The following is a 24,569-nucleotide window of genomic DNA, read 5'->3' as shown; positions in this document are numbered from 1 at the left end:
GAAATGATGATCGCCTGACCCTCAGTCAGCACGCTCTAACGTCGATCACCAGAGAACAAAAAAAAACAATGAATAGCCTGAACTCTAAAGATTCGAACGGTCAGTTGGCACAGGGTTTCAAGCCGCGCCACGTCACTATGCTTTCCATCGCGGGGATTATCGGAGCAGGTTTGTTTGTCGGGTCGGGACATGCCATCGCTGCCGCCGGTCCGGCGGTATTGCTGGCGTATCTGTTCTCCGGCCTTTTAGTCGTTCTGGTCATGCGCATGCTGGGCGAAATGGCGGTTGCCAACCCGGACACCGGATCCTTTTCCACCTATGCAGACCAGGCCATCGGGCGTTGGGCTGGCTTCACCATCGGCTGGCTGTATTGGTGGTTCTGGGTGCTGGTGATCCCCATCGAGGCGCTCGCGGCCGGGCATGTATTGAACCAATGGTTCCCACAGATCGATACCTGGTTGTTTGCCTTGCTGTCGATCATCCTGCTGGTCGTGACCAATCTCTTCAGCGTGTCCAAATACGGCGAGTTCGAATTCTGGTTTGCGATGGCCAAGGTCGTGGCGATCATCGGGTTTATCGGCCTTGGTTTTGCGGTGCTGATGGGGTGGATTCCCGAGCGGGAAGCCAGCGGGTTGAGTCGACTCATGGACGAATATGGCGGGTTTGCGCCCAACGGTTTGTCAGCGGTCGTCGGCGCATTCATCACCATCATGTTCAGCTTCATCGGTACGGAAGCGGTGACCATTGCGGCCGCCGAATCCAGCAACCCTGCTCAGAACATCGCCAAAGCCACACGCTCGGTGATCTGGCGCATCGGGGTGTTCTACTTGCTGTCCATTTTCGTGGTCATTTCCGTGGTGCCCTGGAATGATCCGTTGCTGGCGTCTGTCGGCTCTTACCAGCGGGCACTGGAGCTGATGAACATTCCCCATGCCAAGTTGCTGGTAGATGTGGTGGTGTTGATTGCCGTGGCCAGTTGCATGAACTCGTCGATCTATATTTCCTCGCGCATGTTGTTTTCGCTGGGTAAGCGCGGTGATGCACCGAAACCATTGAAGGTGACGTCGTCGGCGGGTGTGCCGAGGGCTGCGGTAATCGCCAGCACTGTGCTGGGTGCCGGGGTGACCTTGTTCAGCTACTTCATGCCTGCCGGTTTATTCCAGTTTCTGCTCGCCAGCTCTGGCGCCATTGCGTTGCTGGTGTACCTGGTTATCGCCGTGTCGCAATTGCGCATGCGCAGGATTCTGCGTCGGCAGAACGTCACGCTGACCTTCAAGATGTGGTTGTTTCCCTGGCTGACCTGGTTCGTCATCGCCTTCATCAGCGCAGCGTTGGCGGTGATGATGGTGACGCCCGAGCACCGTATGGAGGTTTCTTCGACCATCGTCCTGGCGCTGGTGATTTCCTTTATCGGCCTTGTGACCACGCGTCACCACGGGCAGCCGCAGAGGGTGGTGGCGGCGGAAAGTGCATAGCCGCTTCAGCGTAAACCTGCTTGCGATCTTATAAGTACGCGAGCAGTGGTGGGGCGGTAAAACCGCCCGCGCCACGGGCCATTACCGCTCACTGGGAGAATAATCTTCGATGGCATATGACACCCCCAGGGCCGTTTCTCCCCAAACCATTGGTTTTTTGCTGCTGGACCAATTCACTTTGATTTCTCTGGCCTCTGCTGTAGAGCCGCTACGAATGGCCAACCAGCTGACCGGTCAGGAGCTGTATCGCTGGCACACTTTCAGTTTGGGAGGCGAGCAGGTATGGGCAAGCGACGGCATGCCGATCACTCCGGATGCATCGATCAATAACGCACCGATGCTTGATACCGTGATTGTCTGCGGAGGCATCGGCATTCAAAGCACCGTGACCCGGGAGCACGTTGTCTGGTTGCGAGCCCAGGCGCGACGCTCGAAGCGGATCGGGGGCGTGTGCACAGGCAGTTGGGCCTTGGCCCAGGCAGGCTTGCTCGACGGGTTCGATTGCAGCGTGCACTGGGAATTTCTGGCCGCCATGCAGGAAGCTTTTCCGCGCGTGAACCTCAGCTCCAGTTTATTCACTCTCGACCGGGACCGCTTCACCAGCTCCGGTGGAACCGCGCCAATGGACATGATGCTGCACCTGATCAGTCGCGATCATGGTCATGAACTGTCAGCGGCCATTTCCGAGATGTTCGTCTACGAGCGAATCCGCACCGAGCAGGATCACCAACGAGTGCCCCTCAAGCACATGCTCGGCACCCATCAACCGAAGTTGCAGGAAATCGTCGCCTTGATGGACGCCAATCTGGAAGAGCCGATCGAGCTCGACGAACTGGCGAGTTATGTTGGCTTGTCCCGTCGACAGCTCGAGCGGTTGTTTCAGAAATATCTACATTCCTCGCCGTCGCGGTATTACCTCAAATTGCGCCTGATCCGCGCACGTCAGTTGCTCAAGCAAACGCCGATCTCCATCGTAGAGTTGTCGGTGGTGTGCGGCTTTGTGTCCACCCCCCATTTCTCAAAGTGCTATCGCGAGTGTTTCGGCATTCCACCCAGCGATGAGCGCCTGGTGGCGCAACCGCAAGTGGCAGCAAGTCCGACTCTGCAAGTACTTCCGCCGACAAGGCCGATGAATTTGCTGGATCAGGCGCGTGATGAGTCAACGTTCGCAAGTATCAAGATTATGAAATCCTGAACAAGCGGGCTTGTGTCATTTCATGTCTCTGGCCTGTACCCACAGCACCGCGTCTTGCGACAGGGGTTTGCCCTTATGGGTTTTCGTTGCACCGATGTCGAGCGCTGCAATGCCCCACCAGCCAGCCCGGGGCAGGCCGATGGTCACGATGCCTTCGGAATCCGCATACGTGCTCAGGGCTTTGAATGAAGCTTGAGGTGCCGTTACATAGTCTTGCTGGCCGAAGGCGTTTTTCTCGATATCGACGGAATGGTTGACGTATTCGATTTCGATCTCGGCGAACGGCACGGGCTTGCCGTCAGCCAGCACCAAGGCGCGAAACACTCCGCCCGTCCAGTTTGCATAAGGCTTGCTCAGTGGCTGGATCTCAACCGGCAACCCCTGTGGTTCTGCCCAGTTGCCGGGCACTCCGCCCACGTTCACGATCAGCTTGGTGAACTGTTGGATGTAGGCATCTTCCTCGGTTTCCAGGTACGGCTCGGGTTCGAGTACGAAGATATGGTCACCCAGTGAGCGCACCAACTCCCGTGGAATCGACGCACGATAGGCGCTCGTTCGGTTATCGCGACTCTGCCACTGGACAGGGCGCAAGTATTTGCGCAGATCGATTTTTTCCCCGCCGTGGGAGCTGATGTGACTGAAGGCGCGAGGTTCATCCATGGCCATGGTGGGGCCGCCGGAGAAGGGGTGCGTGAACACTAGCGCGAACTCCAGGCTGTCCGCGCGCGGCAACGCCGTTTCCTCGACGTAGAGCATCTGGAAATGGGCCTGTGCTGCGCCGGTCAAACAGCCGAATGTAGCAGCGGCAAGGGCTTGGAGCAGTCGTCGTTTGATCGGCATGGTCGATTTCACCTTGAAATGTCGGAGGACTGAATCGTGGCTTGATGGTTGTCGCCGCCCATGAACACAACGGAGTATTGTCCAGCGGGTGGCTGGAATGTGTAGGTGTTGTCTTGACCGACGATTCCGTCGAGCAACACCTTGTTGCTTGCGTCCTGAACATGGATTTTTCTGCCGGCGGCCGAGCTGCCGTCGGTGTAACCCGCCTCGCACTTCACCAGGTCATCACTCTCGATGTAGCAGTCGAAGACCGGGCCATGGGCGAAGGCTGCCTGGCAGAACACCAGTGCGCCGACTATCAGTATCCGATGTGCTGAACCTAGGGTTTTCATAAGGTCTTCGATTTCCAGGGTCGAGGTTGATCATTGGAGCGTCGATTTGTCATCGACTCTCGTGTTGTTGCCAGCCGGCGCAAAGGCCGCCAGCAAGGCATCCAGGTTCGAACTCAGGAGTGCTTCGTACCTGTTGGTCGCGTCGGCAAGCATTCCCGGGTTGCCCGCATCCAGTATCAGCAACCGTGCGCCGCCATCCTCGATGGCCTTGGCGATCCTGGCGTCCGGAGCCCACTTGTGGACCACCATGTGGATGTCACGCTCGCGCAGGTATCGGGTCAGTGCGGTGCGGTCGGCGTCGCTCCAGTCGATGTCTTGTCGGACGAACCAGCCGTCGACAAAAATGCCGAACTCGCCGAACAGGTAGGTGAACTCTTCGGCCAGCGACAGCACGCGCAAATCCGCCACTGTCACCAGCCGGGCACCGTAGTTGGCCTTGAGCTGGCGCAATCGGCCTTCGAGTGCGGCGAGGTTGCGCTCGATCCGAGGCGCATCGGAGGGTGACAGGCGTGCCAGGTCGGCAGCGATAAGCGCCGACATGCGCATGGCGTTGACGGGGCCGAGCCAGGCGTACGGCGACAGGCCCCTATCGACATCGCGCGCGGCGGCCCAGGGAACGTCGTTCGACGGCACGCGGGTCACGGCGACGCCGGGCTTGACGGTGTCCCATGAGCGCGAGGCATCGATTTCGACGATCCGCAGATTGTGGCGACGTGCAGTCGCATAAAGCGGATCAGCGCGCCAGAGACTGCCCAGGGTAACCACGGCGGTGGCCTGCCGGAACACGGCGGGCTCCACGCGCGACAACGCGTTGGCCTGGCTTTCCATGGGCACGGCAGCATCTGCCGGAAGACGGACGACCTCGAGGGTCGTGCCGTCGCTGAGTGTCGAGGTGAGCGCGTACACCGCCGGCAGTGCGACAAGCACCTGCTGCCTGTCGGTATCCGCGAAGGCAGAAAGCGGATTGCCCAGCAGCAGCACCAGCATCGCTAGCCAGGGTCGAGGTGACATGCAAAGCCATTTCATACGCTGGCACCTCTGAACCGGGACGCGGTAGCGCGGATGACGGTGGTGACGACGAACACCAACGCGGCGACGATCACGATTGCGCCGCCCGTCGGTACGGGTATGTGGAATTGCATGGGGGCCAGGATGCCAACCACGCAGGAAAAGGTCGCGATCAGGATGGCGCGCGCGACCAGCCCCGGGAGCGAACGGCTGATGTTGCGTGCTGCCGCTGCGGGTATGAGCAGAAGGGCTTCGACGAGCACTGCGCCGATGATTTTCAGGCAGGCTACCGTCACCAGGGTGACCAGTACGACAAACAGGTACTCGACGCTTCGCACTCGCACGCCGCGAGCATGCGCCAGGCTCGGATTGAGGCTGGCCAACAGCATGCCGTTGGACAGTGGCAGGCCAACCAGAGCACAGGTCGCCGTGACGGCAAGCAGCACGTTCATGTCGGTGTGATCGACCGCCAGGATGGAACCGAACAGCACGCTTTCCATCACGTGCGTGTTGATCTTCGCCGACACGAACAGCAACAACGAGGCCCCGACCGCCAGCGAGATGGACAAGAACACGCCGATCAGCGTGTCATTGGCCAGCGTGGTGCGGTGCTGCGTGTACTTAAGCGTCAGGGCGAACAGCAGGCAGAAGCCGAACATTGAGAAGTAGGGGGAGGTGTAGGACTCGCCGATCAACACGCCGATGGCAACGCCGGTCATCGCCGCATTGCCGACGGACTGACTGAAGAACGCCATGCGCTTGATCATCACCATCGAGCCCAGCACACCCAGCAGCGGCCCGATGAGCACTGCGCAGAGCAGCGCATTGATCACGAATTCGTACTCGAACGGTTGCGGCAGGATGCCACTCGCGGCGAGCGCCTGGAGCTGGTTGCGAATCAATTCGTACAGGGCACTCATTGAGTCGCCTCCAGTGGGTAGGCGACCTGGTCGGGCGGACCATGAAACAGCACTCGCCGGTTGATAACGGTCACCGATTGCGCGATGCGCCTGACCTGTTCCAGGTCATGGTTGATCCAGAGGATGGTGACGCCGAGTCCGTGCAGCTCGGCCACCAGCGCCTCCACCAGGCGCACACCCGGTTCGTCGATGCCGGCAGTCGGTTCGTCGAGGATCAGCAACCAGGGCGCCGGGCTGATCGCCTGGGCCAGCAGCACTCGCTGACGCTGGCCACCGGACAGGCTGCCAAAGGGTTTTTCACCCATTCCGGCCACGCCGGTACGCTCCAGGGCTTGGGCATTGGCCGCCCTGGCGGATCGGCTTGAGCCGAGGAAGGCCGGCCTGCGTTGACCGAGAAGGGCCATGATATTGTTGACCGTCATCGGCACGTTGCGGTCGAAGTCCGGCAATTGCGGGACATACCCCATGGGGGTCGTGACCTGGCCCTCGAACCGGACCGTCCCCGAATGCGGCATCTGGCCCAGCAGCGAGCGCACGAGTGAAGTCTTGCCGCCGCCGTTTGGGCCTACCAGGCAGTGCAGCGCACCGGCTTCTACGCGGAAGCTCACCTCGTCGAGCACTTGCGTACCTCCCAGTTGCAGGGAGACGTTATCGAACACTATGGCGGGGCCGCGCATCGCTTGTTCCTCATTCATCGCGTTCATCGCTGCGTAAACTCAACGGCTTCGGCCAAGGTCTCGAGGTTTTCGCGCATGGCCACCTCGAATTCGTCCGCGCTATAGGTATTGCCGGTGATGTGAGACAGCGCGAAGACCTTCACGCCGGTGGCTGCCTCGATAGGCTTTGCGAGGTCGAGGGAGAAATTCTTCTCGGCGAAAAGCACACGTACATTGGCCTTCCTGATCGCGTCGATGGTGTTGGCCAATTGGCGTGCAGTCGGCGCAACGCCGTGACGGGGTTCGATTACGGCGCTCACAAAAAGGCCGAACTCCTGCATCAGGTAGTCGTAGCCCGCGTGCGTTGTTGCGCACCGGAACGAAGACAAATCCAGCGCGGCGAAGCGGGTCATGAAGCCGGCCCGTAGCTCCCGGATGCGCGCGGCATAGGCCAGGGCGTTTTGTCGATAGGCTGCAGCGTTGTCCGGGTCCAGCTCCCCCAATCGGCGAGTGATCTCGAAGACCTGTTGTATCGCTGCCGTGGTGGATACGAAGGTATGCGGATTGACCACCTTGGCGCCGCCCTGATCGCCACCGATGGGAATGAGGGCAACCGAGGCATTGGACTGGATAATCGGCAGGTTTGCCTCGCGACCGGCGGCCTTGATGATTTGAAAGGCCCATTCATCGTGTCCGATGCCGTTGACCACCAGAACATCGATATTCATCGCGCGGGTGATGTCATCGGGCTGCGGCTGGTAGTTGTGCGGATTCGCCTCAGCCGGGATGAGCGCAACGACCTCCGCCCGATCACCGACGATGTTTGCCACGAAGCTGTAGTAGGGATGCAGTGTGATGCCGATTTTGAGCCTCTTGCCCGAAGAGGGTGTGGTGCCTGCGAGAGCGATGGCGGGTATCAGCAGCAACAGCGCGATGCATCGGCGCCACCGTGCGCGGTGTTTCGTAGAAACGGTCATGGCTGAGTTCCTTTTACGCGTTCGACTTCGCTGGCACCGTTGTAAGGGATGACCTGGCGCCAGCCTTCGCCGACCAGCGATTCGGGCTTGACGATGCCGGGGTAGGGCGCGTTCGGGTTGTGGTGGACCCAGATCGCCGCTTGGTTGGCCCACATGACACCGGCATGTGCGTGACCGATGACGAGCAGGTAGGCGCTTTGGCCCGGCGCGCGCCCGGCGGAGCCGTAGTAGACGGTAGCGCCCTGGCCCTGGGTGGCTTGCGATACCTTGTTGGCGGTCTGGTCTGCAGGGGGGACAGCGTCGGCGGAAACCGCATGGGCCTGGTGGGTGCCGGGCAGAATCAATTGCCAGTGCACCTCGCCATTGGTCTTCCAGAACCCGAGAAACCGATTACTGAAGGGTATTGCTGATGGCGTCAAAGGCGACCATGTCGTCGATAACCTCACCACCGGTGGGTTTGGTCTGTGCTTGCCACACTACAATCACCACATTTTTGGTCGGGTTGATGTAGAGGTACTGACCAAAAGTGCCTGCAGCAGTAAAGGCTTTATCGGCCTTGGAAGCATCGGTCCAGCCTGGCCACCACATGTTGGCAAAGTCACCGTAGGCCGCATCTGTGCCAGTGGTCGCGCTGGCGAAGCTCATCCAGTCTTCAGGCAGCACTTGCTGTGCACCGGCCTTGCCGCCGCTGAGGAAAAACTGGCCAAAACGCCCGTAATCTTCAAGGGTTGCACTGATTCCGCTGCCGCCCACTTCATTGCCATTGGGGCCGTCGAGCCACCATTTGGCATCGGTTTGCATGCCATAGGGAACCCAGATCTTTTCGCTCAGGTATTGCGTCAGTGGCTTGCCCACGGCGGCGCTGACCAGTTGTCCCAAGACTTGCGTTTCACCGGTGCTGTAGTTGGTGCGAGTGCCAGGAGGTGCAGCGGTAGGCAGGCTTGCCATGAACTTGAGGAGCGATCCAGGCACTTGTTCGATTCGCAGCTTGATCAACTGTCGTTCGTCTGATGTTGGATCAGTGTATTTCTCGTTCCATTTGATTCCGGAGCGCATGGACAGAATTTGACGTACGGTGACCTGGTCGTATCCGCTACCGGCCAGCGCGGGTAAATAGTGGGTGACTTTGTCATCGAGGCTTTTGATGGCGCCGTCCTGCAATGCAGCGCCCACGAGGGTAGAGGTGATAGATTTCGCCACCGACATCGACATCCAGCGGGTGCCGGCGGTATTACCTTTTTCGTATCGCTCAGTCACGATTTTACCGTCCTTGAGCACCAACAGGCCTGTTACCCGATTCAGCGCAACGTAGTCATCGAGACTGTAGCGCTTGCCTTTATAGTCAAAGGCAACCGGGCCGAGTGGCGTGCCGCTGCGCGGTAACGGGAAAGGGTGGCTGCCCGCCTTGATGGCCCGCACAGGAAACAAACGATCAGTATTGCGAAAGGTAGTGACGGCCAGGTCCTCGCTGAGATTGCCGTCATAAATGGCCTGCACTTCGCCAATCGGCTCCAGCGCAGGTTGTTGGTAGGACTTCGTGGGACCAGGAGTGGCCGCCCAGGCGGTCAACGATAGCGCGAGTGTCGAAACACACACCACCACTTGAAGATGGCTGCGCTTAACGAGCGATGGATGGCGAGGGAGCATTGGCATAAACACCTTCCTATTGTTTCTTGTTGTTTTGTCAGGGGGAAGTTTGCAAGGTGGAAATTTTTTGGGCGCGTGGGATCGGGCCTGATCACGCGCAGAATCGGGCCATGGATAAGAGGCAAGCGTCGACATTGGCTCCCAGGCCGCAGTCGCGCTGAGGAATGTGCCACCTCAACGCGAGAGCTTTCATGGTTGATTGATTGGCCTGGTGAGAAAGCGCTCTAACGCACTGCCGCCACCAGTTCCAACTCCAGCAATCCGCTGCCTGGAAGCCCGGCGACGCCCAGTGCAGAGCGCGCGTGTTGCCCGCGCTCGCCAAACAACTCGATCAGCAAACGCGAAGCTTCGTCGAGAATTTTTGAGTATTCCTGGTAACCGTCCTCGGCATAGACAAATCCGCGTACGAACAGAATCCGCTCGACGCATTCCAGATCACCGATCGCTTGCTCAAGCGCACTCAAAGCCCGCAACACACAGGTGCGAGCAGCCAGGATCAAGGTTTTTGCAGGCATGTCTGCCCGAGCCGGACCTTTGATTACACTGTCGGCCAGTCGACACACCTGCCCGCTGACATAGGCCACACCACTGTGGATCACCACCGGCACGTAGTCACCTTTGGGGGCAGGGGCATCGGGCAATTGCAGGCCCAACAGCGTCAGTCTCTCTCGAATGCTCATGGGTTCACCTGCGCAAAACTCACCGGCCCGCCGAGCCACAATCCCTGGATCTGCTCCTGAGCATCCCGGCGAAAGCGCAACGATATCTCCGAAGGGCGGCCCATAGCCCGGCCCTGACGAACACGCACCGGGCGCTCATCAGCACTCACCAGGCCGTTTTCCAGCAACCCAAAGGCCAAGGCAGCGGCCGCAATACCGGTGGCCGCATCTTCGGGATAGCCGGAGGATTTTGGAAACTGTCGTGCGTCGAATTGTCGAGTGGCGAGGTCCAGTGCTGCGTAGGGGTACAAACCGGTTGAGCCGATGCGCTCGCACAATTGCTCAACCCGTCGGAAGTCGGGTTTCAGTCCATCCAGCACCGCTACGCTCTTGAGCGGGATCAGGGTTTTCACCCGGCTGGTGGCCGCGTTCTGGATGGGTAGCGGAGCCAACTCATTGGAGCTGATGCCCAGCACCGAGAGGATTTCCGCTTCGATGTCCGGGGACGAGAGCGTTTCGACCTGACCTATGGGCTGGGTGATTTCGATCTGTACGCCACCATCCCCATCGCGCGTGACCCGCGCGTCCACGCGTCCACTCAAGGTCCAGATCGACAGTTGATCCTTAGGCAACATCCCCAGTCGGTCCAGCAGCCAGACGGCGCCGACCGAGGCATGTCCACACATCTCCATTTCGTGGTTCGGCACCCAGAAACGGAAGCTGAAGTCATAGTCGGTTCCGGCCGGTGGCGAACAGACGAAGCCGCATTCGTGACCATAAGCCTGGGCCACTGCCTGCATGTCGGCAGCGCTCATACCGTCGGCGCGAGCAACGGTTGGTGCCGGGTTGCCGCCGTTTTCCGCAGCAGGGAATACATTGACCAGATGAACTTGCGGGGTCATTTCTGCGCTCCTTGAGCGTCCGATAAAACGGGTGCAACTGCATCGACGATGGCATTGGTAAATACTGTGTGCGGATCAAGGCTGACCGGTTCCGCTTCAACAGCGTTCATGAAACTGATGTTCTTCTGGACGCCCGACAACTCGACCCTTGGCGTGGCCGGGTAAGAGGGCAGTGACGCTGCCCATGCCGAATCGAAAATCGGCGCGGCGGTGTGAGCGAAGTACGGCCGCACGGCTTCCCGAGCCTTGTCCGGATCGGTGGCGATCAGTTGCTCGGCGCGCCACAGAGCCTTCACCATTTTTCGTGCGGTGTCGGTGTTACTGGCCAGCCAGTCTTCCCGAGCAATCATCGCTGTAAAGAGGAAACCGTTGAGCGGCGGATATTCACCCTTGGCCAGGTCCATCAGCACAAATCCCCCTTGCTGTTCGGCGGTGGTGATAGTCGGTGGTGACAGCGAAAAACCATTGATGCTGCCCTGGGAAAACGCCGCCAGCATGTTCGGCGCGCCGCCAATCGGCATGATGGTCAGGTCTTTGTCCGGACTCAGGCCTGCGTCCTTGGCCAGATAGCGAACCAGTATATCGGTGGTGCTGCCGGGACCGGTGACACCGATTTTCAATCCTTTCAAGGCTTGTGCCCGGGCAGTCAGCGGTGACGCCGCGGATACGCCCGCATTCTTGGCAGATGCCGCATCGATCACCACCGTGCTGCCGAACTGGGTTTGCACTGAGGCGAATGCCTGGACATTCTGGCCCTTGGTGCGGGCACGAATCGCCACGGCAGGCAGGCCGACATAGGCGTCGGCATCACGTCCGAGCACAGCGGTAAGCGCCGCAGAACCGCCTTTTTGGAAGACGATGACTTCGATGTCGAGCCCTTCTTCGGCGAAATAGCCGAGCTTCTGCGCGACATAGATCGGCACATACAAGAAGCCTTCACTGGGAAACGCCAGTTTGACCTTGGTCAACTCGGCGGCCTGAGTCGCGAACCCACAGAGCAATACGCTGGCGAACGCGGTCGCCGTTACTAGACGTTTGAACATGATGGAACTCCGGATAATCAAATCGTAGGTGTGCTCAAACCGCCACTTCACGTTCGGCGTCGTTGGCTTTCCACGGCATCAAACGGCGTTCGGCCAGCTTGACCGCGGTATTGAGGATCAGCGCCAGGGCAATGATGCCCACCAGCGCGGCGAACACACCGGCAGTGTCAAACTGCGAAGCCGCGTCGGAGAGCAAGTAGCCGAGCCCGCGATTGGCAGCGATGATTTCACCCACCAGTGCGCCGATCAGTGCGTACGGCACCGACAGGCGCAACCCGGTAAACACCCAGGTGAACGCGGAGGGAATGACCACCATGCTCAACAAATCACGCTCGCGGGCGCCCATCAGGCGCAGGATGGTCAACTGCTCGCGGGACACGTTGCGCACACCGCTGTAGGTATTGAGGAACACCAGGAAGAACACCACTGCTGCGGTCAGTATGACTTTCATCGGCAAGCCGATGCCGAACCAGAGGATAAACAATGGCGCGAGAGCGACCTTCGGCAAGCTGTAGAACGCGGTGAGGAAGGGGTCGAGGATGTCGGCCAGGACTTTGGCCCGTCCTAACAGCAGACCAGCAGCGAGACCGGCGACCGAGCCGAAGAAGAATCCGAGTACGGCTTCCAGCGTGGTAATCCCTGCGTGGTAGAAAAACACGCCGTTGAGCAGGATCTTCCACAAACTGGCCGCCACGGCAGAAGGCCGGCTGATGAAAAACTCGACGCCGAACCAACGGGAAATGCCTTCCCACAGCACCAGCAGAAACACCAGGAACAGCAAGCGATAGACCTGAATCATAGGGCCTCCAGAGAGTGAGCCAGCGAGGAAGGATCGGCGGCGCCGGCGATGTCTGGGGCCAGGCGCTGCCAAAGGGCGGCGCAGAGTTCGACGTAGTGCGGATCGGAACGCAGTTGCACCAGATTGCGTGGCTGCGCCAGTGACACCTCAAGGATGTGATCGATGGTGCCGGGACGTCCGGCAAAGACCACGCAGCGATCGGCGAGGGCGATGGCTTCGTCGACATCGTGGGTGACGAACAGCACGGTTTTTTTCAGTTTCTTGCACAGTCGCAACAGTTCGGTTTGCAGCGAGAGGCGCATCTGCGCGTCGAGGGCTCCAAACGGTTCGTCCATCAGCAAGGTCTCAGGATCGCTGGCCAGCAATCGGGCCATCGCAGCACGTTTTCGCATGCCACCGGACAGTTGGTTCGGGTAGCTGGCACCGAAACCGGTCAGCCCGACCAGCGCCAACAGTTCCTCGACTCGCACGTCGATTTCACGCTTGCCCATGCGCCGGATCTGCAACGGTACGGCGATGTTGCCGGCGACTGTGCGCCACGGCAGCAAGTGGTCAGCCTGGGTCATGTAGCCGACGCGGGTGTTGACGCCTTTGACTTCGGCGCCGTCGTAATGAACCCGACCTTCGGTAGGACCGAACAGCCCCGCGGTCATGTTCAACAACGTCGATTTGCCGCACCCGGACGGGCCGACCAACGTAATGATTTCGCCGCGCTGGATCTCAAGCGATACATTGCGCACGGCCACAAACTGGCGCCCATCGACCTTAAAACTCTTCTGCACATCAGCGAAACTGATAAAGGGTTCTTGCCTCACGGCCCCATCCTCTTGTTGTTTTATCAGGGCTCAGGATGCAGGGCGGAGGAATTCCGGGCGCACGGGATCGGGCCTCATCATGCGCGAGATCGGGCCATGGATAATCGGGATGGTTTACCGGTTGGTGTTACGGCGAAACTCGTCAGGCGAGCAGCCCTGCGCGCGTCGGAAAACCTGGGCCAGGTGGGAAGGGGACTCGTAGCCGACGCTGTTGGCAATCTCCAGCACCGACATGCGCGTGTGCTGCAGCAGGTTCTTCACTCGCTCCAGGCGCATGCGCTGAACGCAGGCCAACACGGATTCGCCAGTGTGTTGGGCAAACAAGCGGGTGAGGTGGCGTCGTGAAACATGAAAGGCTTCAGCGATCTCGTCCAGTCCCGGAGACTGTTCAAGGTTGCCATCCAGATAGCGCTGAACATCACGCACCAATGCCGCACCATGACGTTCGGTCGAAGAACGTTGCAGGCTTGGCTGGCTCAGGGAAATCGCCAGGCATTCCAGGAGCAGCAAGTGGTCGGTCTGGGTGATTTGCCGACGCCGATCCACGTAGCGATCCGGTTGACTGAAGGCCTTTTTCGCCAGCAACAGATGATGAAACGGTGCCGAGGCGTGCCAGATACCCAACGTCGGTACTCGCAACAAACGATTGGCATCACCGGACAGATCACGCAGCGCATAGCTCATGTAATCCGGGTCGACATAGAACGCAACATGTCCCTGGCTCACTGTCATTGACGATGAGGAATGGCTCCACTGGGGTGGGACCAATACGAACTGTCGGTCAACTATCGACGTCGAACGGCCGCTTTGTTCGTCCTTGAATCGCAACAAACCATGTTCCGGCACCATGATCATGAATTCATCATGCTCATGGGCAGCGGTTTCATAGGCTCCATTGGAGTTGAAGACGCTGTAGATTTCACGCATTGGCCGCACCGGATCGCGTCAGTCAGGTGCAAATACTAATACGCGGCGGAGGGAGAAATCTCAAGATTGGAAAAAACCAGCAATTACTACCCGCCCGTCTCAGAAGGATTTGCGATCCCCTGCAACGAAGAGGTCGCGGTCTTCCATGCTTTCTCACTCGTGGCGCTGTGCAACATCCCCGCCCGTCACCCCCAACAACCCGGCCCGCACTAACCCGAGGTTGCGTTGTCAGTATTTCACGCCTAGCGACGAGGATCGTCTCTGATTAGCGGCACGTCAGACTACGTCTATTTTTTTCCAATGCCTGAGGGCAAAAAGCTCGCGATGGATTGCGTCCTGGACCGACTATTCCTTTTGCGGGCGACACTCTATGGGTTTGCTTCTCGATCCACGGCATGACATTGATGCCGCGTTATTAAGCTATCGCCGTGTGTTCTGGTCGTTGGCGCTGTTCAGTGGTGTGATCAACCTGCTGGTGCTGGTGCCGTCGCTCTACATGATGCAGGTGTACGACCGGGTCCTGACCAGTCGCAACGAAACCACCTTATTCATGCTCACCTTGATCGCCCTGGGACTGTTCATGTTCAGCGCCCTGATCGAGTGGGCACGCGGCGAGGTGATGATTCGCATGAGCGCCGGGCTGGACGAAGCCCTGGGCGAGCGGATTTTCGATGCCGCCTTCGCCCGCAGCCTGCGTGAGCACAACGCGAACCCGGCGCAGGTGCTCACCGATCTGGCGACGCTACGGCAGTTAATCACCGGCCAGGGCCTGATCGCCTTGCTGGATGCACCGTGGTTGCCCATCTTCGTGCTGGTGGCGTTCATCTTTCATCCTTGGTTCGGCGTGCTGACGCTGGTTCTCGCGCTGGTACTGATCGGCCTGGCGCTGTGGGGCGAGTTAGCGACGCGCACACGCCTGGACGAAGCCAATCGCCTGGGCGTGCAGTCGTCGATCTATGTAAACAGCACGCTACAAAATGCCGAAGTCATCCGGGCTCTGGGCATGCTCGGGCCGTTGCGCCAGCGCTGGAGTCTGCTGCAGCAACGCATCATTGCCGCCCAGTCCCATGCCAGCGACCGCGGCGCGCGTATCACCGCGACGACCCGCTTCGTGCGCATCTCCGGACAGTCGCTGGCCCTGGGCCTGGGGGCGCTGCTGGTACTGGAAGGCCAATTGTCTGCGGGCATGATGATTGCGATGTCGCTGCTGCTGGGGCGTGCCCTGGCTCCCGTGGAAATCGCCATTGGTTCGTGGAAGCAATTCAACTCTGGACGCCAGAGTTACCAGCGCCTGAGCCAACTGCTTGCTCAGCAACCGCGCGAGCGCCTGCGCATGCCGTTGCCACCGCCCACCGGCGCGCTGCGCCTGGATCAGGTGTATGTCGGCCCGCCCGGCGCCTCGCAACCGATCCTGAGGGGCATCAATTTCAGCCTGACCAAAGGTGAAGTGCTCGCCGTCGTTGGCCCCAGCGCCAGTGGTAAATCAACGCTGGCCAAGGCGCTGGTCGGGGTATGGCCGGCCATGGGCGGGTCGGTGCGCCTGGACGACGCCGAGATCAGTCAATGGTCCCACGACGCCCTGGGCCCGCACCTTGGATACCTGCCGCAGGACATCGAGCTGTTCGACGGCAGTGTGGCCGACAACATTGCCCGCTTCGGCGAGCAGGACGCCGACAAGATCATCGCCGCAGGGTGTCACGCCGGCATTCACGAGATGATCCTCAAATTCCCCAAGGGTTACGATACGCCGCTGGGCCCCGGAGGGCTTGGCTTGTCCGGTGGACAAAAGCAACGCCTCGGCCTGGCTCGCGCGCTCTATGGGCACCCTTCGCTGATCGTGCTCGATGAACCCAACTCCAATCTCGATGAAGCCGGAGAGGTGGCGCTGGTGCAGGCCATCAATGCGCTCAAGGCTACTGGCAGCACCGTGGTGCTGATTACCCACCGGCCGAATGTGCTGGCAGTGGTTGATCACATCCTGGTGCTCAAGGACGGTACTCAACATGCATTCGGTCCAAGGGATCGGTTGCTCAAGGCATTGAGACCGGGGCCAAGACCGGCCGCGGTCAGGGAGGCTGGCGGAGATGCGTGATCTGACCCCAGAGGCACAAACGTACAGCGAGCATGGGCTGAGTGCGCGCGGCACCACAGTGCAGCCACGCGCCAGCACCGACGCCGGGGGCGCGGCACGCTATGGTGTGGGTTTCCTGGTCCTGACACTGGGCGGTTTCCTGCTCTGGGCCTGTCTGGCGCCACTCGACCAGGGTGTCGTGGGCAGCGGCACCGTGGTGGTGGCGGGCGAACGCAAGGCTGTGCAGTCGTTGGTCGGTGGGGTGGTAGAAAAGCTGCTGGTCAGCGATGGCGAGCGCGTCACCCAGGGACAGTTGCTGGTCCAGCTCAATACGGTGCAGGCGCAGGCGCAACTGGACGTGACTTTGGGCAAGTTGCTCAATGATCGTAGCGTCGAGGCGCGGTTGATCGCCGAGCGCCTGGGTTCAGCCGAGATCCAATGGCCCATTGAACTGCTGGAGCGTGCCGACGAGCCGCGGGTCAAGGCCGCCATGGCCTTACAGAGCCAGCTGTTTCTGACCCGCCGTGCAGAACTGGGCAGCCGTTTGCAGATCATCGAACACGAAGCCGCGGCCTTGCAGCAGCAATTGCTCGGCTACGAGGGCGTCAAGCGCAACTACGACGCGCAGATGCACTTCCAGCAGCAGGAGCTGGAAGGCCTGCGCAATCTTGCCCGTGAAGGTTACATTCCGCGTAACAAACTGCTCGAGGCCGAGCGCAATGCAGCCCAATTGGCTGGACAGATTTCCTCCGGAGTGGGCGATGTTGGCAGGACCCGCCAGGCGATCAGCGAAAGCCGGCTCAAGGCCTTGCAGGTGCAGCAGGAATTTCGCCGCGATGCCGAAACGCAGCTCAGCGAAGTCTCTGCCGAGGCGGCCGGTTATGCCGATCAGATTCATGCCTTGCAGTTTGAAGTCGACAACGGCGCGATCCGTGCGCCGGTATCCGGACAGGTCATGGACGTGAGCATTCACACGGTCGGGGGCGTTGCGCAGGCTGGCCAAACCCTGATGCAGGTGGTACCGCTGGATGCGCCGATGGCGATCACCGCGCGTTTCGAGCCGCTGATGGCCAATAAGCTACGCCCGGGTTTGCCGGTGCATGTGCATTTCACTGCCCTGCAACGGGTGGATACGCCGACGGTCACCGGCACTGTGACTACGGTGTCGGCGGACCAGTTGATCAATGAACAGACCCACCAGCCGTACTTTTCCGCCAAGGTTGAAATTCCCGCCGACACCGTCGCCTCGCTGCAGGCCGCTGGTCTGCTGGTGCGCCCCGGCATGCTCGCCGATGTCACGGTGGTGACGGGGGAACGCACCTTGATGAATTACCTGATGAAACCTTTGCGTGAGCGCTTGCTTGCGGCCTTCAAAGAGGAATGAGCGTGAAGCCAGTCCTGCACTGGCAGCGCGACTGGCCGTGGTGAATTGTGGCGAGGGGATAAATCCCCTCGCCACATTAGTCTGTGTTGGTCTTTGATTTTCAGGCACCGAAAAAACCCTGCGGGAGCGAGCCTGCTCGCGATGACGGCGGTACGTTCAGCATGGAAGCTGATTGACCGACCGCTATCGCGAGCAGGCTCCCTCACATCAGGTCAGGCTGTGAAATCGCTGGCCTGCAGCTCCTTGACGCCCACCATCTCGAATTCGAACTCGGGGGTGACGTCGGCGTTGACGCTGCCGGAGAGGATGCCGTCGGCAAAGCGTAGTTGGCCAGTGGCGTTGGTGGGGTCGAAGGCGTTGCTGCCAATGAACATGAATGCGTCGACGGTGGCGGTCAGCGGGTTGGCGTCCAGGCTGGTGAAATCCAGATGATCACCCTCAGTGGTCTTGAAACCGCTAATCACATCGCGTAAAGCCCCGACGCCCATGTCCGACAGCGCTCCAAACGCGTAGGTGTCCGCGCCAGTGCCGCCGGTGAGGTTGTCGGTGCCTGCGCCGCCGATCAGTCGGTCATCGCCCGAACGACCCACCAGGGTGTCGTTACCGGCACCACCGTTCAGGATATTCGCGGCGCTGTTGCCCGACAGACTGTCGGCGTTGGCGCTTCCCGTCACGTTTTCGAGGAATTTCAAGGTGTCGAGCCCCGACCCCGCGGTGTTTTGTTGTGCGGACGTTGATAGGTTTACAGTAACGCCCGCCAGGGCCCGCTCGAAGGACACTGTGTCGTTGCCATCGCGTCCGTCCAGCACATTGTTGCCGGCACCGGCGAACAGCGTGTTGTCCAGCGCATTGCCTGTCCCATTGGCGGCTCCAGCGCTATCGACATACAGATTCTCGACGTTGCTGCCGAGGGTATAGGCCGCCAGGCTGCTGTGCACGTTGTCGACTCCTCCAGGCACCGCATTGCTGTTGGTCTCGATCGCGGTGTCGTCGACATTGTCGACATAGTAGGTGTCGTCACCATCGCCACCGCTCATGCTGTCGGCCCCTGCGGCACCATCGAGCACGTTGTCGGCAGCATTGCCGGTGATGAAGTTACGCCGCTCATTGCCGGTGCCGTCGATTTCCGACACGCCGGTGAGCACCAGATTCTCGAGATTGGCGCCCAGCGTCCAGCTGACCGAGGCCTGCACGGTATCAATCTGCGCGGTCGAGGTGTTGGTTTCCTCCACACTGTCGAACGCGTTATCGACCACGTAGATGTCGTTGCCATCGCCACCGGTCATTGTGTCGGCGCCCAAGTCGCCATCCAGTGTGTCGTTGCCCGAGCTGCCCACCAAGGTATCCGCTTGATCAGTGCCGGCAATCATCCCGCCCTGGTTCTGAGCGTTGTCGAAAATGGCCTGCACGCTGTTGTTGTCGGTGGGATTGCCCTGGAAGCCCAGGTCATTGGCAATGTAATCGGCCAGGCGTTGGCCAACGATTTCCGCTGATTCCTCGTGCAGGTGCCAGACGTCATCGGGATAGACCAGCGGATCGACTTCGTAGCGCAAGGGCAGGTCGGTGTAGTCCACCGCAAGCTTGACGTCGGCGCGCTCGGCGGCGATGGCCTCCTGGGTGGCGCGGACATAGCCAACCCCCGCAACGATTGAGGCAATCTTCTCTTCCGAATAACCACGGGCACGCGCAGCGTCCTGCTCGTAGTGACCGGTTTCCATCATGTACACGCTGAAGTTGCCGAACTGGGCATGCAGGTAATCAAACACATTCAGGGTCGCGGCCTTGTAGGCCGATGCTGCTGCGGCTTTGTCCGTGGAGCGGCCAATCTCCTGAGCGGCTTCCTCGCCCTGGCCCCAGATGATGCCCATGGTGACGTTATCGATGGATTTGAGTTCGGTGAGCTGGTCCTGCAGCAACGCCACGGCACGCAACAGTGCAGGCCCGGGTTGGTTAGTGTCGGTCAGCCACCAGCACAACTTGAGTTCCTCGGCGCCCAAGGTCGACAGGCCATTGACCGTGCTGCCACCCACCGCGATGTCGATGCCATTGCCATCGGCGTCGGTGAACTGGCTGCGCACGTCATAGGGGGTGTAGCGGTCCAGGTCTTTTACCAGCATCGAGGTGCCGGATTCATCGTCGTCCTCCGTCATGCGCAAAAGGCGCGCATTGGATTGGCCGAGAGTGGGCAGGTAGAGGATGTCTTGCTGGGCGCGCTCGCCGAACACGAAATCACTGGCGGTCAGGGTGTCGAGGTAGTTGCCGTTGAGGGCGATTTCAAAGCGATTGCCATCGGTGTCGGCCTCGGCGGATTTGATGTAGGTCTTGTCGCCGGCCGCGTTGAGAGTCATGTACAGCGTGCCATTGCTGCCATCGCCGAGGCCGAGAAAACCCAGCGCTGAAACGTCGATCTTGTCGACGCCCGCGGTGAAGTCGTAGACCGTGTCGGTCGCCGTGACACCACCGGCGTCGTAGTCGCGGTAACTGTCGAGTACGTCGGTGTAGCGGAAGGCGTCGGCCCCGTCGCCGCCGTACAGCGAATCGCGTCCGCCGCCGCCGTCGACGATGTCCGCTCCTGTGCCGGCCTTGATGGTGTCGTTGCCACCGAGGCCGAGGATCAGGTCGGCGCCCGCCGTGCCGTCGAGGCTTTCGGCGTTGTTGCTGCCAGTGATGGTGTTGGCGGGCGCATCGGCCACCACCAGGGCGAAGCTGTCGCTGACCGACGCACCAGAAGGATCGGTGGCCTTGACCAGGACGTTGTAATTGCCCGACGCCGTGCTGATCGGCGTGCCGGAGAACGCCAGGCTGGTGGCGTTGAAACTCAGCCAAGCGGGCAGGGCGCTGCCGTCGGCGAGGGTCGCAGTGTAGGTCAGCACATCCTGGTTGGCGTCGGTGAAACTGTCGTGGGTTACGGTGTAGTTGAACGGCGAACTTTCGGTGGCGTTCTGGTCGAGAAGGGGGATGGCCACCACCGGCGCAACATTGCTGGGAGTGTTCTGGTCCGCGAAGACAAAATGATTGGCCGTCAGGCTGTTCACCAGGTTGCCCGCCAGCGACACTTCGAAACGGTTGCCATTGGCGTCGGCGGTGAGATCCTTGAGGTAGGTGCGGTTGCTCGAAGCGCTGTAGGTCACTTGCAGCGTGCCGTTCAGGCCATTGCCCAAGGCCGTGTAGCCGAGCGCCGAGACATCGATTTTGTCGGCGGTCACGTCGAAATCGAGGATCTGGTCACTGGCGCTGGTGGAAGCGGTGCGGTAGCTGTCGAGTTTTGAGGTGTAGCGGAATACATCGGCGCCCGCGCCGCCGGTGAGTTTGTCCGCGCCGGTGCCGCCGACCAGGATATCGTTGCCGGCGCCGCCATTAAGGGTGTCGTTACCAGCGCCACCGAACAGTTGTTCGTTGGCAGCGGTGCCCGTCAGCGTGTCGTTGTTCGGTGTGCCATTAATCACAGTGGGTGCAGCGGGTACGTCCTGTACAGCCAGCGTAAAACTGTCGCTGACGGTTGCGTTGCTGCCATCGGATGCAGTGACCTTGATGGAGTAATTGCCCGATGCCGTGTCGTTGGGCGTGCCGCTGAAACTACGGGTAGCGGTGTCGAAGGTCAGCCAACCGGGCAGGGCGCTGCCATCGGCCAGTTGGGCGGTGTAGCTGAGGCTGTCGTTATCCGCATCGGTAAAACTGGTGGCCGGCACGACGTAGCTGAACGGGGTGTTTTCGGTGGCGCTCTGATCCAGCAACGCCGTTGCCACCACCGGCGCGTGGTTGACCGTTGGCGAAGTGGCAAAGACAAAATTGGCGCTGGTCAGCTTGTCGAGATAATTGCCGTCCAGCGCTACCTCGAAACGGTTGCCATTGGCGTCGGCGGTCAGGGTTTTGATGTAAGTCTTGGTACCGGCAGTGTTGAGCACCAGGTACACGGTGTTGTTTTTGCCGTCACCCAGGCCGGTGAAACCCATGGCCGAGAGATCGATCTTATCGGCGGCGATATTGAAGTCAGTGATCAGGTCTCCAAGGTTGGCGCCGCCGGTGTTGTAGTTGCGGTAACTGTCCAGGCGGTTGGAGAACACAAAGGTGTCCGCCCCGGCGCCACCGGTAAGGGTATCCATGCCGGCGCCGCCGTCAATTTTGTCGTCGCCTGCACCGCCGCTGAGGCTGTCGTTGCCCGCCAGACCGAGCAGGGTGTCGGCCGAATCGCTACCCAACAGCGAATCGCTGCCGCTAGTGCCGGTGACCACCCGATTGAAAATGAAGTTGCTGGCGGTAAGGGTGCTCGCCAGGTTGCCCGACAGAATCAACTCGAAGCGATTGCCGCTGACGTCGGCATCGTAGTCCTTGATGTAGGTGCGGTCGTTGCCAGCGCTGTAGCTGACCTGCAAGGTGCCACCACGGCCATTGCCCAGGCCGGTGAAACCGAGGCCGGCGAGGTCGATCTTGTCCTGGGTGACGTCGAAGTCGGTGATGGTGTCATCGAAGCTTGCGGTTGCGTTGCGGTAACTGTCGGACTGGGCGACGAAACGAAACGTATCGGCACCCGTGCCGCCGGTGAGTTTGTCGATGCCCGCACCGCCCACTAGAATGTCGCCACCGGCCCCGCCATTGATAGTGTCGTTGCCGGCTGCGCCATAGAAAATTTCGCTGGCCGCGCTGCCCAGCAGAGTGTCGTTGCCAGCCGTGCCCTGCACGGTAGTCATTGGCACCGTGGCGCTGACGTAACTGCCGTCACCATAGACCAGTGTGGCGCCTTTGCTGGTATGGCTGATGGTGTTGCCGATGATGGCGTTGCGATCGGTGCCGTCTTCATTGCGCTCTGCAACACCGTAGGTCGACAGGTTGCTGCCGCTGATGATATTGCCCTGGATTGTGTTGTCGCTGCCGTTGAAGTACTTGCCGGACACGCCCAGCGTGTCGTCGTAGGACTGGATGATGATTTCCGGTACGGGGGCGCCCAGAGAGTTGTTGTTGAGTGTGTTGTCGATGATCTCGACATGGTTACTGCCGTAGATGCGGATCCCGGCGCTGGCGTTGTCGTGAATATCGACACCACTGACGGTTACATCGCTGGACAGCTTGACCAGCACGCCTTCAGCGCCGTTGCCGTACACCTCACCACCGGTGATGGTGATGTTGCTGGGGGAGGGGATGTCCTCGCTGCCGCGCTGCACCACGATGCCACTTCCGCCATTGTTGTAGGCAACATTGTTGGTGAGGGTGAAGTCGTGGGTGCTGGTGACGACGTTGAAACCGTGGCGGTCATTGTCGTAGGCGACGTTGTTTTCGAAGGTGCTGTCGCTGAGAAAGTCCGCAACGAAGCCGTCCAGGCCATTGCCGTGGGACACACTGTTCTTGATGACCATGTTGACGGTTTGCTCGTGGGGGTCGAAACCGTACCCGGAGCAATCCTTGATCTCGACGCTGTCGAGGGTGACGTTGGAGTCGTAACCTTCCTGACCGGGAATGTAGCCATTGAACCAGCCGTCGATCTTGCCGGTGGTGTTGTCGCGGTTACCGTCGATAGTGAGGTTGCTGACGCCAAAGTCATGGGTTTCTTCGCCATAGGCCGAGCGGATGACCCCCGTGATTTTGGTGTCGGAGCCGTCAGCCACCTTAACGGTCGTATCGCCCATGCCGTCGCCGTACAGATAGACGTTGCTCTTGAGCATCAGGCAGCCGTCGGAGGGTTCCTCACCTCCCGAAACAATATATGTCCCGGTCGGCATATACACCTGCCCACCGCCTGCAGCGGCCGCCGCATCAATCGCACTTTGTATCGCTGCCGTGTCGTCTGTGATGCCATCTCCTTTGGCGCCATAATTTTGCACATTGAAAATCATCAGCTTATCTCCGTATCGGGTAAGAACCTCGCTAGACGCCAATATTCCATCGACGACCACCGTGTTAGGACCCAGCGGAGTGCAAAAGTTGTGACCGCATATCGGGAGAGTGTCAAAAATCAGGTTTTACTGATCTACGGTTGTGAGGTGTTTCAAAAAAGTAACGCTTTGTTGACGCTTGCGCAGATTGCGAGCGATGCCTTTTGGGAGCGACTTGCTTGCGGTGTTCATAAGCGGCTGGCCCCCTGGATTCTGAGACCCGTTAGCCGGAAACCGGGTTAAAGTGTTCATCAATCTCTGTTCATAAGAACCCTCCACTCGATTTGCGTAGTCGCGCCAAGCGGTTCCAGCGAACGAACCGGGCCAAAAAACCGTATATCAATCGTTATGTGAAGAATGAATCGTCCGCTATTTGTTTCTCTAGATGGGCCCAAGGGAACCGGCAAAACCACACTGTTGGAGGCCGTTACGAAAGTACTGAGGGCAGACAACAAGAAGGTGATCCGACTTTGCGAGAAAAAAAGCGATCCCTTTAGGGGTGAAACAATGACCCTGGTTAACAAACTCGCCAGAAATCCCAGCAGGGATTTGGAGTTGGCGGTTTGTGAGCGCTTTGCTGATAGCCGTACCTGGATTTCCCGGCACGTGCTGACTAAACAGCCGCCAGGCAGCATCATCTTGATCGATCGCTGGTACCCGTCAGATGCCGCGTTTCGCCGGACAGTCCCGTTTGCAGAGATTCTACAGTTGAACATTGATCGAAACGTGCAAGTGCCAGACCTGCATGTCGGGGTTGTCACCGCGCCTGATATTTCATGGGCGAGAGCAGCGGCACGACAGCGTGGGCTGAGCAGTACTGTGATCCATAAGCTGGAAGAACATGCCGCTTGTACCAAATCGTTCGAGCGAGCAATTGCAGATCACGGCTGGGTTTTATGCCGTAATGAAGGAACGATCGAAGACGCAACGATGCAGGTAGTTTCTGAGATCTATAGAGTCCTTCGATGCCCGTAGGCGAAGTTCGCTGAGAGGCCCTTGGAAGAAGTTCCATCCAGACACATCATTTAACATAATATACATTACACGTAACA

At 59.8% G+C, this 24,569-nt stretch carries 20 protein-coding genes; 5 read left to right on the top strand and 15 right to left on the bottom strand.

The window, feature by feature from the left end:
* Positions 1-68 precede the first annotated feature (68 nt).
* Together gabP and KGB27_RS01995 are read left to right on the top strand one after the other, a co-directional pair.
* Entirely contained in the window at positions 69-1,475 is a 1,407-nt protein-coding gene (gene gabP, locus KGB27_RS02000) for a GABA permease (RefSeq protein ID WP_207284318.1), read from the top strand.
* Positions 1,476-1,584: 109 nt separating this feature from the next.
* Positions 1,585-2,670 (top strand): GlxA family transcriptional regulator, encoded by a 1,086-nt coding sequence (locus KGB27_RS01995; protein ID WP_223552914.1) that lies wholly within the window; start codon positions 1,585-1,587, stop codon positions 2,668-2,670.
* Positions 2,671-2,685: 15 nt separating this feature from the next.
* Here KGB27_RS01995 and KGB27_RS01990 read toward each other — a convergent pair whose 3' ends face one another.
* From KGB27_RS01990 to KGB27_RS01925, 14 genes are all read right to left on the bottom strand, one after another.
* Positions 2,686-3,510 carry a DUF4198 domain-containing protein gene (locus KGB27_RS01990; protein ID WP_223552913.1) on the bottom strand — a complete coding sequence of 275 codons (825 nt, stop codon included), beginning with the start codon at positions 3,508-3,510 and terminating at the stop codon, positions 2,686-2,688.
* A gap of 8 nt (positions 3,511-3,518) precedes the next feature.
* Positions 3,519-3,842: a hypothetical protein gene (locus tag KGB27_RS01985; protein WP_223552911.1), complete on the bottom strand. Its 324-nt coding sequence runs from the start codon at positions 3,840-3,842 to the stop codon at positions 3,519-3,521.
* Positions 3,843-3,872: 30 nt separating this feature from the next.
* Positions 3,873-4,829: a metal ABC transporter solute-binding protein, Zn/Mn family gene (locus tag KGB27_RS01980; RefSeq protein WP_223552909.1), complete on the bottom strand. Its 957-nt coding sequence runs from the start codon at positions 4,827-4,829 to the stop codon at positions 3,873-3,875.
* Between the two features lie 35 nt (positions 4,830-4,864).
* Positions 4,865-5,770 carry a metal ABC transporter permease gene (locus KGB27_RS01975; RefSeq protein ID WP_223552907.1) on the bottom strand — a complete coding sequence of 302 codons (906 nt, stop codon included), beginning with the start codon at positions 5,768-5,770 and terminating at the stop codon, positions 4,865-4,867.
* Positions 5,767-6,474: a metal ABC transporter ATP-binding protein gene (locus tag KGB27_RS01970; protein WP_411736692.1), complete on the bottom strand. Its 708-nt coding sequence runs from the start codon at positions 6,472-6,474 to the stop codon at positions 5,767-5,769. The genes KGB27_RS01975 and KGB27_RS01970 overlap by 4 nt, the downstream gene beginning before the upstream one ends.
* Positions 6,471-7,403 carry a metal ABC transporter solute-binding protein, Zn/Mn family gene (locus KGB27_RS01965; protein WP_223552903.1) on the bottom strand — a complete coding sequence of 311 codons (933 nt, stop codon included), beginning with the start codon at positions 7,401-7,403 and terminating at the stop codon, positions 6,471-6,473. The genes KGB27_RS01970 and KGB27_RS01965 overlap by 4 nt, the downstream gene beginning before the upstream one ends.
* Positions 7,400-7,822: a hypothetical protein gene (locus KGB27_RS01960; protein WP_223552893.1), complete on the bottom strand. Its 423-nt coding sequence runs from the start codon at positions 7,820-7,822 to the stop codon at positions 7,400-7,402. Before KGB27_RS01960 ends, KGB27_RS01965 begins: the two co-directional genes overlap by 4 nt.
* On the bottom strand, positions 7,794-9,056 hold the full coding sequence (locus KGB27_RS01955; protein WP_223552891.1) for a serine hydrolase domain-containing protein: 1,263 nt from the start codon (positions 9,054-9,056) through the stop codon (positions 7,794-7,796). Before KGB27_RS01955 ends, KGB27_RS01960 begins: the two co-directional genes overlap by 29 nt.
* A 218-nt stretch (positions 9,057-9,274) precedes the next feature.
* A complete protein-coding gene (locus KGB27_RS01950; protein ID WP_223552889.1) occupies positions 9,275-9,730 on the bottom strand; it encodes a RidA family protein in 456 nt (151 codons plus the stop codon).
* Entirely contained in the window at positions 9,727-10,611 is an 885-nt protein-coding gene (locus tag KGB27_RS01945; RefSeq protein ID WP_192227190.1) for a PhzF family phenazine biosynthesis protein, read from the bottom strand. The genes KGB27_RS01950 and KGB27_RS01945 overlap by 4 nt, the downstream gene beginning before the upstream one ends.
* Complete coding sequence (locus tag KGB27_RS01940) at positions 10,608-11,654, bottom strand: ABC transporter substrate-binding protein (RefSeq protein ID WP_223552887.1); 1,047 nt, start codon at positions 11,652-11,654, stop codon at positions 10,608-10,610. The genes KGB27_RS01945 and KGB27_RS01940 overlap by 4 nt, the downstream gene beginning before the upstream one ends.
* Positions 11,655-11,688: 34 nt before the next feature.
* Entirely contained in the window at positions 11,689-12,453 is a 765-nt protein-coding gene (locus tag KGB27_RS01935) for an ABC transporter permease (protein WP_008041534.1), read from the bottom strand.
* Entirely contained in the window at positions 12,450-13,268 is an 819-nt protein-coding gene (locus KGB27_RS01930) for an ABC transporter ATP-binding protein (protein ID WP_223552885.1), read from the bottom strand. Before KGB27_RS01930 ends, KGB27_RS01935 begins: the two co-directional genes overlap by 4 nt.
* A 114-nt stretch (positions 13,269-13,382) precedes the next feature.
* A complete protein-coding gene (locus KGB27_RS01925; RefSeq protein ID WP_008041536.1) occupies positions 13,383-14,195 on the bottom strand; it encodes a helix-turn-helix domain-containing protein in 813 nt (270 codons plus the stop codon).
* Between the two features lie 370 nt (positions 14,196-14,565).
* On the opposite strand from KGB27_RS01925, the gene KGB27_RS01920 reads away from it, so the two are divergent.
* Entirely contained in the window at positions 14,566-16,287 is a 1,722-nt protein-coding gene (locus KGB27_RS01920) for a type I secretion system permease/ATPase (RefSeq protein ID WP_223451440.1), read from the top strand.
* On the top strand, positions 16,280-17,650 hold the full coding sequence (locus tag KGB27_RS01915) for an HlyD family type I secretion periplasmic adaptor subunit (RefSeq protein WP_223552882.1): 1,371 nt from the start codon (positions 16,280-16,282) through the stop codon (positions 17,648-17,650). Before KGB27_RS01920 ends, KGB27_RS01915 begins: the two co-directional genes overlap by 8 nt.
* Before the next feature lie 212 nt (positions 17,651-17,862).
* On the opposite strand, the gene KGB27_RS01910 is transcribed toward KGB27_RS01915, so the two are convergent.
* Positions 17,863-23,478, bottom strand: a complete 5,616-nt coding sequence (locus KGB27_RS01910) for a putative Ig domain-containing protein (protein WP_223552870.1) — start codon at positions 23,476-23,478, stop codon at positions 17,863-17,865.
* Between the two features lie 396 nt (positions 23,479-23,874).
* Between KGB27_RS01910 and KGB27_RS01905 the strand changes: the two genes are divergently transcribed.
* The gene (locus KGB27_RS01905) at positions 23,875-24,492 is read left to right on the top strand and encodes a dTMP kinase (RefSeq protein ID WP_223552863.1); all 618 of its coding nucleotides are present in this window, start codon (positions 23,875-23,877) and stop codon (positions 24,490-24,492) included.
* Positions 24,493-24,569: the final 77 nt, after the last annotated feature.

Source organism: Pseudomonas sp. BF-R-01, from assembly GCF_019946615.1.
Taxonomy (GTDB): Bacteria; Pseudomonadota; Gammaproteobacteria; order Pseudomonadales; family Pseudomonadaceae; genus Aquipseudomonas; species Aquipseudomonas migulae.
The sequence above is the reverse complement of the archived record's forward strand: the minus strand, read 5'-3'. Positions and strand labels throughout refer to the sequence as shown.